Raw genomic sequence first — 12,078 nt, forward strand, 5'->3', positions numbered from 1 at the left:
ACGCTATAGGTTTTTTCACATCCAGCTGTGATGAGCCCTGTGCAAAGTAGCAATGTTGTTATGAGAACTTTATTCATTATTTATTGTCCTGTTTCTTTTCAGATTCTTGTTTATCGTCATTTGTCGAGCCAAAGCCTCCCCATTTTTTACGGGTTTCAAGTTCAGCTTGCTCTGCATTTTTACAATTTTTCGAATTCAAATCCCCTGACGTCAAACATTTCACTAATACTTCTTCCATCAGTTTTTTATTTTTTTTAAGTTCTTCTACGCTGTGGGTTTTTTCACATCCAGTGGTGATGAGCCCTGTGCAAAGTAGCAATGTTGTTATGATGATCTTGTTCATATTCAAGCCCCTCTTTTTTCTCGTTTATTGACCACGCATTTTTTGGGCTAAAGCTTTGGTTCGTGCTTTAAATTCTTCTATTTCACGTCTTTCTGCCGCTTTTTCTTCTGCTTGTTGAATCATCGCGGCGGCTTGCATTTGAAGGACTTGTGTTTGCAGTTTTGCTTGTATCGCTTCTAGTTGTGCTTGAATGCCTTGAATTTTACCCGCATCTTCAGTACTTCCAAGTTCGTCAAGAAGCTTGGTAATGTTTTTTTGTGTTTCACTGGCTTCTTCGTAGACGTCTTGTCCTTTTGCTGCTTGTCCTACTACGCGCTGTTCGGCTTTTTTCACTTCCTGTGTGTAAAAAGCATCTACTGCCTCTTTTGAGTCTGCGCCCCCCGCGGGCTCTTTGTATTTAAGTTCTTCTTGCCATTTTTGCGTGTTTTTGCTGCCACCGCCGCCGCCGCCACCACCGCTGCCCATCGATTGTTGAAAGTGGTTAAAGTCTGAAGGAAGGGCGCCACTGCTCCCTTGCTTGTTAAACATCTCTTTCAATCCCGAAATGTCAGGCTTGACATTTAAGGAGTTATATAACTGTTTCGCTTGATCGAGTTGGCTCTTTAATTGCTCAAGCTGTTGTGCACCTTGTTGAATTTGTTCTTGCAACTTGTTAAGCTGTTGTTGGCCTTGTTGAACTTGTTTAATCATTTGTCCAAAAGCCTTGGGATCAAATACAATACCGCCAAAACCAAATGAATTGGTTGTTAAACCAAAAGAAATTGCGCAAAGAGCTGTTGCCAATAAAAGTTTTTTCATTGCTTTGACCTTTCTTGAAAAATAGGAAGCCATTTTTCTGGAGATTGTCCAACTTCATCCATAATGGTCTCTAGGAGTTCAATATTCTTGGTGGTACCACTTAAAATGGCTATTTCATCATCAAAGCCGCGTAAATTCAGCTCTGCTACAACTGAACTTTGCCCTTGTTTGATGAGAAAACGCCGTGACTCACGGCTTAATTCTGATTGTATCAGGTTAAATTCTCTGTCCGATAATTTAAAACCTTCTACATAATCCCCATGATTGCCCTTTTGATTGGGAAAATAAATCTGTGTGGGGCATTGCTCTATAATGGTGTGGGCAATGGTCGAATTGATCGCATCTTTGGGAGATTGCGTTGCAAACAACATCAAACCATTTTGTTTACGGATAGTTTTCAGCCTGTCTTGCGCAAAGGCTTTAAAGGAATCATCCTCTAAGGCTTTCCAAAATTCATCAATGACAATGATAATACGACGCCCATCAATCAGAGACAAAATCCTATGAAAAAGATACATCATTAATGGGGGACGAATTTCATTATTATCTAAAAAATCCGTCATGTCATAACCAATAAATTTTGCATCAATGCCAATGTCGTCATCAGGATTGTCAAAAACCCACCCTAAGGCATTGCCTTTACACCATCTTTCTAAACGACCCGCTATCCCCTCCCTGTGCGTGGTGTCAAAAAACATTTGTAAGGCCGATATTGTCCGTTGTTCTTTTGGCAACAAGGCAAGTTGGTCAACAGCAGCAGAAATATCTTGTCTTTCTGATTCACTGATCTTTTGATCTTCAGACGAAACAAGCTTTATAATCCATTGGCGTAAAAAAACTCTATCTGCTGGATTGTTATAGTCTAAGCCTTTTAGCGGTGCTATGCCTGTCGGTCTACCATTCTTCAAGGGCATATAAGTGCCGCCACCCGCTCTGACAAAAAGTTCTGCACCCCGATCTTTGTCAAAAAAGACCATATTGGGATCATGCTTTTGAAGTTGCGCTAAAAGAAAATTGACAATAACCGTTTTCCCAGAACCAGAGGGACCACAAACAAACGTATTGCCTAAATCTCCAAAGTGAAAGTTAAAATAAAACGGTGAACCAGCAGAGGTTTTCATCAAGGCTACCGCTGGTCCCCATACATTGCCATCTATTTTCCCAACCGGAAAAGAATGAAAAGGAGAAAGCGCTGCATAATTGCGGCTTGTTATTGCACCAGAGCGGGTGCGATAAGCATAATTGCCAGGCAATTGTGCCCACCAAGCTGCTGCTAACCCTAAGTCTTCCCGCGCAATCACAGCCCCACCATCTGTAAGACGAGAACGCGCTTTGGCAAGATTATCCGCTAACTCTTGCGGCGTATCAGCAAAAACTGCCAATGATAAATGATGTTCCCCTAAAACAAAACGATTGGATTCAAGATCATCAAGCGCATCATCCAGTTCCATAATTTGTGAACCTGCTCGATCTCCTGCATTGACCATTTGATTCTGTTTGCGCCCCATAATCTGTTTGGCAGCATTTTTGCTCTTGAAAATAAAAGATTGGGTGAAAATAAACTCAAAGGGAAGGGTGAGCAAACCATCCGCCATGCCTACCCTGGTTTTTGCTGGATATTCTTTCCAACCAAACATGCCCGCAAACCGCTGTCCCGCCTCGGTGCGTATTTCTATGATCTCTTTCCCAAAAATGAGACGGTCTGAATAAACAGTCGAAGCTATCGTCCCCCATGTGAGAGGGATACGTTCACGACGACCTCCCACCAATTGGTGGATAAACTCACTTTGCTGCGAATAAATATTACCTTCATGTTCATAAAGACTCAATCTTCTTGCACCATAACGCTCTAAATTTTGAATAAGATCTGTGGTAATATCTTCAAGCTTGCGAATGGACTCTGCATCAACTTCTGTCTTTTCTTGCTTGGCTTTGCCTAAACGTTTGAAAAACTCCACTAATTTATCCGTTTGATCAATGTGTGGATTCCACAAAATCGAAAGATAAAGATCATTGCGATAAAGCTCCTGTGAAATCATCCGGTCGCGATATTTATCATCTAATTGCTTGGCAAATGCCGATCTGAAATTCCCATCCGGATAAATCGTTTCACGCTTTCTGATAATATGGCTATAAAGCGCTATCCGTTCATCCGCTATGTTTTTAAACAGATTATTGAGCTGTTCGTGAAGCACATTCAGATCAATAATATCTGCTGTCTCAAAGTTAATCCCTTCAAGTTTAATAACGCTCATGAGAGCGCGTGAATCCAGCGCAATGATGTGCTTGTTGACATGGCGCACATAAGGAATGATCGCCTCTGGCTGCTTTTCACGTTTGCGCTCTGTTCTATTCATTATAATTCCTCATAATTACGAATTAATCGTAATGGAGAAATACTTCCCCCACCCCATAGACTCGAATTTCTGGCAAAAATAGATGTCTTTTGCCATGTCAGAAGAATACGAAATTTGTTATGGTCATGCTTTAGGATTTCCTTGAATATGAAATGCAGCATCACACCAAAGGTTAGAAGAAAAATATTGCCTGCCATAATGAACAATATCATCGTTCCTATCCCATTTAATCCCATAGCTTCCACCGTCACGCCCGCAATCATTGCAGGGCGCGTGCAAGCAAGAAATAACGTATCTTCTGTTAGCTTGTCGTGCTCTTTCATGGCTTTGAAAGGCAAAGTTTAATGGGAAAACATTGATACGATTTGCGTTGCACCCATAACAATGCCGATGCCAACACAAACGAAAAAAGCTTTACGCATTTCAACATAACCAGCAATCCATGCAAGCCCAATACCAGCAACCGCAATGGTTGCAATTGATGTTGCAATTTTTCCTGTTAAAGCTTCAATTATTTTATCAAGAGCAGTTTCAATTTTTCCGAAGCCGCCATCAGCAAATGCTGGTTCACTCAGTGCCATGAAGGCAATAAACAGCATCAATGCTGCTGTTAACCATTTCTTTTGGGTGTTGGATAGAATAGTTTTTTGTAAGGTATGTTCATTAATGAACGAATTATTCATGTTTTTCATGAAAATTCCCCCGCTTTATGTTTAAGTTGATCACAAAATTAATATTCAAAATATTAATCGGGAATCATATAAATGAAAAAAATAAATTTTTCTATCGATAAATTAATAATATTTAATCTTTTATTATTTAATGAACAAAAAATATAGTAATATTCAAAATGATACTTTTAAAATATCTTCGAGCAGCGCCTAAATATATTGTCTTAATTTGTATTATTATTTTAGGATACTTTTATTTCAGTCAACATACTGAAAATATTATGCAATTTTCTCTTTTTGAAGGATCAGAAAAGACAATTGGAAACCCCGTTCAAAGTCCGAAGTCACAATTGATAGATTATGCAAACCAACAAGACGTAAATCAACAAAATGTGGTATTGCATCCAGAACCACTCGCATCACAATTTTATGAAGAAAATGTGCCGGTCTATTCCGGTGCTATACAGGTTACAAGTGGTGTGACCTTTAAAATGATCACGCTTGTAGATGATGGATGGAGAAAAAAGATTATCCGTGATATCCGATTATATGGTGTGGAAAGCTGTGAAATGAGGCAATTTGCCTCACGCAACGGAGTTAAGTGGCCTTGCGGTGCTTTTGTTACGGCTTGGCTTGTTTCAAAAACAATTGATAAAAAGGTTACTTGTCGGCAAGCACGTGTCGTTCAACAGGTTCATTATGCACAATGTTTTGTAGATGGGGTTGATCTGGCGCGGTTGGGGCTGGCAGAAGGGTTGATGGTGTTGACAAAAGATCAGCATCATTTTCCATCCCCCGCAGACTATAAAACTCTACAATCTGCTGCTCAAAAAGCACAAAATGGCTTGTGGTCGAGCCAATTTCAACAACCAGAAGATTGGCGAAGAGATCATGGAAGCTATAATCCCATTGACCATAATTAATATTGACCATTATTAATAAAGCGTTCTCTCAAGCGCTATTTAAAAATCAAGACAATATTCTACTGCAAATCTTATCAGAAAAAAGTTAATGATAATCCACGCAGTCCTTGGTGGACAACGCTCGTTATGAAAATTTGTTGTGTTTAAAATATCCTTATAGGTTGTTTACTACAGTGCTATGGGAGAGCGCGTTTCCTTGGCTATACGTCATTTCGTTTTGCTTTTTAAATGAAAAGCTCTTCGCTTCTCAAACTCTTAATAATCGCACCCCAAAATCATGACATCAAACCTGCATTTAAATGAGAAGGCTAAAAGCCTTAAGTTTTAAAGGCTGGGAAATTCTGTAAAAGCGTATCGTTAGGCGCACGTGTGCCCCTTATCAATAACCAAAAGGCTTATCTTGTTCTTTTCTCACGCGGCTTTGAGATCATGATTAAAGAGAAAGCTTATAGGGGGATAAGTCAAAAGAAAGTGATGAAAATAATAAGGTATTTTAAGTGATATATATTTGAAAATATTATAAAAAAGACAAGAAAAGATAATAAATGGGTATTTTGTTATATAAATACTTAGCGTTAAGCGGATAGGTTATGAAAAGCCTTTCCAAAGTTTTTAAAACTGATTGTCTTCATACGTGTTAAAGTGTACAATGACGTTGTCGGGTGTGAGTTACACAAAATACTCTTTTAGTTAGAGATTGATAACTCACATTTTATTGTCGTAGGGTATTTTTTAAAATGCATGATCACGATCTGTAGAGGTTAATTCTTCATCAAAAAACTTTTTAGCTTGTTCTTCTTGTTGGGCTCTACGTTTTTCCTCTTCACTTTTACCACAACCTGTAATATTCAATCCTATAGTCAATAGAGCCAAGCATATTAAAATAAATTTTTTCATTTTTCCCCTCTTTAAAAATTATATGTATTAATCTCATCAATTATATCGGAATACAGATTTAATTATCGTGATCTTTTGTTTTTTATTAGTATTGTTAATGGAAAAATATGTGAACAGTTTATTGTAAATATCTTATAAGTTTATCATAATAAAAAATTAGAAGGAAAGAGCCAAAACCTAATATAAACGAACAAATTGTAATGTTTATTAGTGCTTTTGACCAACCTATTGATAATATTATAATAGGAATTGTAAACAATCCCACAAACCCTATTATCACTATAAGGCTTAGTATCAATCTTAAAGGACCACGAAGCCATAAAAGCAAAAGGACGAGCGCCTCTTTGCTTATTTGTGATTTTGACATTATTTTCCCCTCACGCGCTTAAATCAAGATGCTCCACAATATACACAGTACGATAAATGATATAAGTTATTTTGTTATAAAATCTTCAAGATCTGTTTGATGTTCAACGGATGAAATATCCGGTTTGGTAGAAGATGATTCTATTTGATATTCTTTCATAAAAGCAACTTTTTCTTCTTTGAATAACAGAATAGGATTCACCCAGTATTGATTAGGCAATTTTGGTTTCAAAATTCCTTTTTGTATAAGTTCTCTTAAACCGTTGTGAAAAGTTCTGTCGACCATATCGCGCTTTTTTCCATTTATACCCCCATCAAACCAAATTAAGGTAACGCTGCTGGGATCTTCGTTTGTTGATTTATTAGATCGATATTCTTCTAAAACTATTATCAAAGCACGATGTCCTGTACGAGATAAATTAAAAATTGCTTGAATGCCATCAGCAAATATTTCTATAAAATTTTCTTTATTTGTTTTTTCTGTGACGTGAATTATAGGTATGACCTCTATTTTATCAGTATCAGAATTGATAAATTTTTGTTGTGTAATGGACGTTTTTACAACTTTCTTATCTGTAAAAATTTCAGATTTTTTGAAAAAAGAATTTTCATACGGGGAATATTTTTGCTTTATAAATTCAAATCGATGACGTGACCTTTGGTTCTGAAAAAAGCTTATGAAAATATAGAGAAAGGCAGAAACGGAACATCATTTCCTTCAAAAAACAATAAATGGCTTCGAATTAAACTAGGACTTCTAATGCAAGCATTGCCTTATGTTGTTATGTTCATGAAAAATGGGTTGCAATCTGAAAGAGAGTGTAGCGGTTCTATGGAATTTTTAGCAAAATGAAGGGGATTTTTTTCAGGTATTTGAAGAAGCTAAAGAGACTATGAGGAAAAAAATGTGCTTTCTTTTGTTATAAAAGAAAGCACACTGAGGGGGAATTTAGAGTGACAGTTTTACATATTTTACTTTGAAAAGCGGTCTTTTTTATCTTTTTTCCACAAAAAATAAGTTGCAAGTCCGAGAATGGGAACACTCAATTTGGCAAAAGGGAGATGTTGACCGAGAGCTGCAAGGCTGGAAACAGTCGCATCTGTCATGAGTTTGTGGCGTTGTTCTTCTGTCTTTTTTTGTTGGTCATAGCGTTGATAAGTTTTGAGAACGCGACTGATAATAAGACCTAATCCCGCAAGAGAAAGACAAATTAAAAACATGATACTGGCGGCAGCAAGAGGCTTCATAACAGAACATAACGCAATAAAACCGATGGTACATAAAAAAAGCAAAGACATGAAGAATGAAATGCTAATAAACCCATAGAAAATTGCTTGAAGGCGTACTTGCTTGACTGTGCTTTTAAGCCCTCCACCGACAAGATGGTTTAAAAGAGGAGCGATAAACTTATGCATTGCTTAACGACGTAGTAATTGAGAAAGAATAAAACCAACCCCTGCGGCAAACAAAACGCTTTTGCCAGGGTTTTTGCGAACGCATTGGTTCAGAGTTTGTTCAAGATCACTGATTTTGTCTTTTGCTTGAGACATCATGTCTTCACCACTTTCTTTCGCTGAGTGATATAGTTTTTCCGCTTTGTCTTTGGCGGCGTTGAATTTGTTTGCACCAAGATCTGTTAGGGTTGAGGTAATCCCTGAAATTTCAGTGCGTAACGTTTCTAATTGTCCTTGTAGGTCTTTTTCTACGGCTGTTTTATCGTGCTGTGTTGTTTTATTATGGGCCATGGTATTTTTCCCTCTTGATTCATTATATTTGTATTGGTGTGTTCATAGTGATCATTTGCATTGGAGTGAAAATTTTCACTGCTTGAGTAACGCCAAAAGCTTTTTTTGGTTCCTTTCATTTTGTCGAATTTAAAATTGTTTTTGATAAAATAAATCTTTCCTATACGATATGCTTTGTCTGTAAAGGGTCGCATCTGTTGAGAATTGCCTTATATGCTTTTATGCTTTTGCAGGAATTTAGCACCATTCTTCAGTTTCTCGTGGCGCAGTTTTTTATAAAAGTTTTTTAAAAGTGTGCTGAGGCTTATTTTTTAAGCTTGTGACAGCTAAAAAACATTGTTGTTGCGATTTTGCGGCAGAAGTACTGTCATTTTTATACTTTTGCAGCAAAGAAAAAGAAAATAATATTGCGGCTCTTTGCTCTCTATGTATTTGGGGGCAACACGCGCTCCCCATGATACTTTTGGTCAGTTTAAGATATTGCGATAGTTCTTTTTTTTAAACGTAAGGTATATTTTTATTTTAGGATAGGAGAGGTACTTTAGTGCACTGGTTGTTAGAGAAGTGCATATCCTTTTCTCCGAGGATTTTATGATATTTTTGCTGCTTGTTTCATGTAAGAAAATATTTTGTTGGCTTCAAAAGAGCCGCAGAAATGAGAAAAGCTTTGCGATATGAGAGATTTATTTAACAGGAACGATGATAAATTATTCTTATAAATTAAAATATTATATGCGATACTTCTTGTAAGTTTATCATTTTGCCTAATTTATGCAATAAATTGATTGGGTAAGATAAACTTGTTGAATTGTTAGAGAAAAATTTCTTGAGTAATTTCTTTAGAATTAAGAGAGAGCTTGTGAAATAAAACTATACTTGATTTATCAAGTTTTCTTTCTTAAGAGGAATACACAAGTGACGTTAAAAGGGTAGTGGCATTGTGGAACAGTGATGCTATGCGGGGTGACGATCCAGCTCATAAATAAAGATAAGAGCACAAGAATGTGAGATAAAAATGGAATCTGAAACAGTCCCTTTAGATAAAACAGTCCCTTTAGATAATATGTCTGCTGTATTGACAGTGCATGATTTTTCTCCTCTTTCTATGTTTATGGCTGCTGATTGGGTGGTGAAAGCCGTTATCATTATTTTGTTACTTGCTTCACTTATGTCTTGGACAATTGCTTTTGTGAAAATTGTTGAGATCACTTTGGTAAAACGAAGAGTACGTCATGAACTTCAATTGGTTCTAAATGCTCAGACTCTTACGCGTTTGGCAGCTAGCTTGAAAGAAAGCAAAGGAGCTGGTGTGTTTTTTCTCAAAGAAGTCCTTAAAGAGGTGTATCTTTCTGCACAACAGGTTCATTTTTCTGCTCCTGAAGGGATAAACGAAAGCTCTGGTGAAAAAACCAGTGTAGGGGAAAATGCACAAACGATTGAAGATATTCTCTTTTATGAGGAGAGCAATCAATATGAAGATGTTTCCCGCGATGTTCGCGATGCTAGGGTTCGTGATGTTCATGAAGGTTTAAAAGAAAGGGTTCATTCACTTTTGGCACGCTGCTTGCTGGCTGCTACACGCCGTGTTGCATGTGGAAGTGCTGTTCTTGCAACTATTGGCGCAATTGCTCCTTTTGTTGGTCTTTTTGCAACTGTTTGGGGAATTATGAATTCTTTTATTGGGATTGCTCAGTCTCAAACAACGCGACTTGATGTGGTGGCGCCTGGAATTGCTGAAGCCTTATTCGCAACGGCTGTTGGGCTTTTTGTGGCTATTCCCGCCGTTGTTATGTATAATAGCCTTATGCGTGCTTTGAGTGGTTATCGTAGTGATTTAGGTGATATCGCTGCTGCTCTTGAAAGGCTCTTGAGCCGTGAACTTGATAGACAAAGACAACAGAAAAGTCATAAAAAATGAAAGCAAGCCTTAATAATGATTGGGATATAGACGAGAGTGGGTTGCAAAGCGAAATCAATGTGACCCCTTTTATTGATGTTGTATTGGTGTTGCTTATTGTTTTTATGGTTGCTGCGCCTTTGGCAACATCTGCCATTTCCGTTCAGCTTCCTTCTATAACTCAAGCACCTTCAGTGGTTCAGTCTGATGAACCTCTTTATGTTACGTTGCAAAAAGATCGTTCTCTTTACATTGGTGATCATCTTGTAGAACAAGCAGCTTTGAGAGAAGCTTTGTTGAGGGAAACGACGCAAAATTTAGAGACAAAAATTTTAATCAAAGCGGATAGCGAAATTGATTATGGTACTGTCATCGATTTATTAAATCAAATACGCATGGCTGGATATCATAAAATCGGTCTTGTAGGATTGCAAAACTCTACCAATCTTGTCTCAAGAGGTGAGATCAATAATAAAACAACAGGGGTAGCGAACGCTGCTGTCGATGGAGCGGGTGGTAACGTTGTGGGGCATGTGGATGCCGTAACAACGGGCACTGCGGGAAACGCTAATATTCCAGCCGATGTCTCTGATCAGTGATAAAAAACAGCCTTTGTTGCAGGAAGCAAAGCATATTACTCAAAGTCGTAGAGTGAAATTGATGAGGGTTCCGTGGATTTATTAAACCAAACACGCATGGGTTTGATATTACGTAGGGGTTTGATATTACGCAGGGGGTTCATATATTGAATCGGTTTTTTAGGATTAAGCTCTACTCATCTTGCCGCAAGAGGTGCGATCAAGAAAACAGCAGAGGCGATTGTTGTGTGTCTTAATACATCTTAAAGCCTTTTTTGCGGCGGTGTTCATAAATGGTATAACGGTAAAGCCCCCGTAAAATAATCAAAAAACCTATCAAACATCACCATCTTTACGCTTAACAAAAGAGCAAGCGAGCACCATTATCGTATTTATATTTTTTTCCAAGACAGTGTTAATATACGTATTCATTGTAGGCATTTTTTCAGTTTTTATCTGTATGCTAGCCACGTTTGGAATGTGAGAAACATGCTTTTGATTGATTTAATATAAATAGGCTTGCCATAAAACAATCTTACAGTATTGAGATTTCTCATTTAAGTTGAAAGACAATTCATTATTATTATAAATCAATATGATGTATAGATTGTCGACATTACAAGCAGTGTGTGAACGCTCAATGGTTAGTGCCAATGTTTTTGTTATGGGGGAGGGGTATCTGGTGATAATGAAGTTTTGTATAGTGCACGAGACGTAATTGAGAGATGCTTGTTTAGAGGTGCGTTTAGTGAAAAAACTTTGAAAGCAAATGCGCACTCCTTCTGCACTTTAAAAGCTCAAAGAATTTCCAGTGAAAGAGTGGTTGGGTATGTGTTATTTTGAGAGTAGCGATTTTTCAGAGCTTCTTAAGTGTGTCCCGTTGAACCAAAACCTCCTGTTCCACGGCTCTCGTTATGGCTTTGGGTATTTTACTCTGGTTCAATGGCGCAAACATTAACTTGGGATACGGGGGCGATGACTGTTTGGGCAATGCGCATGCCCCGTTTAAATGGAAAAGTCTTCTTGGTCTAAATTGATAAGAAGGAGTTTGACTTCACTTCCGGATAGTCACACTCAATCGTTCTTGGAGTGTTGAGGCATGTAATGCCCGTGTTTTAAGGCTAAGCCAGAGCGTGGACGGATGCGTGCTTCACAAGCCCCACGTGATAAATGAAAAATTGAGACCTGTTGGAATAAGTGTCCGCTGCTCAGGGGCAAGAACCAGTGTTTCTTCTTTACCAATTGCTGCTTGTAAATCCAAGACCAGCAGAACCAGCCGTTGTGTAGTGAGGAAGTTCTAAATCTTGTCCCAAGTGCAAGACACTGAACGGATAAAGTCAGGGGATGTGAAGATCGAGAAGAGACAGGAGAAGAGTAAGGATACTTGTTTAGAGGGGCGTTTAGTGAAAAAACTTTAAAAGCAAATGCGCACTCCTTGTGTACTTTAAAAGCCCAAGGGGTTTTAAGTGAAAGAGTGGTTGGAATAAGTGTGTGTGTTATTT

At 37.9% G+C, this 12,078-nt stretch carries 12 protein-coding genes and 1 pseudogene; 3 read left to right on the forward strand and 10 right to left on the reverse strand.

Translation table 11 applies throughout. From position 1 onward, the window contains the following. Nucleotides 1–76: 76 nt before the first annotated feature. Genes ACFINW_RS07600 through ACFINW_RS07620 form a run of 5 tightly spaced genes read right to left on the reverse strand, consistent with a single transcriptional unit; the run spans nt 77 to nt 4,190 of the window. Entirely contained in the window at nt 77–343 is a 267-nt protein-coding gene (locus ACFINW_RS07600) for an EexN family lipoprotein (protein ID WP_375621772.1), read from the reverse strand. 24 nt (nt 344–367) lie between these two features. Further along, nucleotides 368–1,141, reverse strand: coding sequence for a type IV secretion system protein (locus ACFINW_RS07605; RefSeq protein WP_375674039.1), 774 nt, complete (start codon nt 1,139–1,141; stop codon nt 368–370). Next, the gene (locus ACFINW_RS07610; protein ID WP_375674041.1) at nt 1,138–3,498 is read right to left on the reverse strand and encodes a VirB4 family type IV secretion/conjugal transfer ATPase; all 2,361 of its coding nucleotides are present in this window, start codon (nt 3,496–3,498) and stop codon (nt 1,138–1,140) included. Before ACFINW_RS07610 ends, ACFINW_RS07605 begins: the two co-directional genes overlap by 4 nt. After that, nucleotides 3,498–3,821 (reverse strand): type IV secretion system protein VirB3, encoded by a 324-nt coding sequence (locus ACFINW_RS07615; RefSeq protein ID WP_375617900.1) that lies wholly within the window; start codon nt 3,819–3,821, stop codon nt 3,498–3,500. Before ACFINW_RS07615 ends, ACFINW_RS07610 begins: the two co-directional genes overlap by 1 nt. Nucleotides 3,822–3,839: 18 nt before the next feature. Next, a complete protein-coding gene (locus ACFINW_RS07620) occupies nt 3,840–4,190 on the reverse strand; it encodes a TrbC/VirB2 family protein (RefSeq protein ID WP_375613238.1) in 351 nt (116 codons plus the stop codon). Between the two features lie 158 nt (nt 4,191–4,348). On the opposite strand from ACFINW_RS07620, the gene ACFINW_RS07625 reads away from it, so the two are divergent. Then, entirely contained in the window at nt 4,349–5,092 is a 744-nt protein-coding gene (locus tag ACFINW_RS07625) for a nuclease (protein ID WP_375674043.1), read from the forward strand. Nucleotides 5,093–5,824: 732 nt separating this feature from the next. On the opposite strand, the gene ACFINW_RS07630 is transcribed toward ACFINW_RS07625, so the two are convergent. The 4 genes from ACFINW_RS07630 to ACFINW_RS07645 form a co-directional block, all read right to left on the reverse strand. Next, nucleotides 5,825–5,989 carry a hypothetical protein gene (locus ACFINW_RS07630; protein WP_375610246.1) on the reverse strand — a complete coding sequence of 55 codons (165 nt, stop codon included), beginning with the start codon at nt 5,987–5,989 and terminating at the stop codon, nt 5,825–5,827. A 433-nt stretch (nt 5,990–6,422) separates the two neighbouring features. Then, nucleotides 6,423–6,749, reverse strand: a complete 327-nt coding sequence (locus ACFINW_RS07635) for a hypothetical protein (protein ID WP_375630505.1) — start codon at nt 6,747–6,749, stop codon at nt 6,423–6,425. Nucleotides 6,750–7,327: 578 nt separating this feature from the next. Continuing rightward, on the reverse strand, nt 7,328–7,771 hold the full coding sequence (locus tag ACFINW_RS07640) for a hypothetical protein (RefSeq protein WP_375621591.1): 444 nt from the start codon (nt 7,769–7,771) through the stop codon (nt 7,328–7,330). Nucleotides 7,772–7,774: 3 nt separating this feature from the next. After that, nucleotides 7,775–8,101, reverse strand: coding sequence for a YqjD family protein (locus tag ACFINW_RS07645; protein ID WP_375640905.1), 327 nt, complete (start codon nt 8,099–8,101; stop codon nt 7,775–7,777). 1,015 nt (nt 8,102–9,116) lie between these two features. Between ACFINW_RS07645 and ACFINW_RS07650 the strand changes: the two genes are divergently transcribed. Further along, complete coding sequence (locus ACFINW_RS07650) at nt 9,117–10,019, forward strand: MotA/TolQ/ExbB proton channel family protein (protein WP_375612523.1); 903 nt, start codon at nt 9,117–9,119, stop codon at nt 10,017–10,019. Next, nucleotides 10,016–10,597 carry a biopolymer transporter ExbD gene (locus tag ACFINW_RS07655; RefSeq protein ID WP_375640904.1) on the forward strand — a complete coding sequence of 194 codons (582 nt, stop codon included), beginning with the start codon at nt 10,016–10,018 and terminating at the stop codon, nt 10,595–10,597. Before ACFINW_RS07650 ends, ACFINW_RS07655 begins: the two co-directional genes overlap by 4 nt. Nucleotides 10,598–11,442: 845 nt before the next feature. On the opposite strand, the pseudogene dut reads toward ACFINW_RS07655, so the two are convergent. After that, a pseudogene (gene dut / locus ACFINW_RS07660) lies at nt 11,443–11,917 on the reverse strand (dUTP diphosphatase). Nucleotides 11,918–12,078 lie beyond the last annotated feature (161 nt).

The organism is Bartonella sp. AA18HLJMS, assembly GCF_042197245.1.
GTDB lineage: Bacteria > Pseudomonadota > Alphaproteobacteria > Rhizobiales > Rhizobiaceae > Bartonella.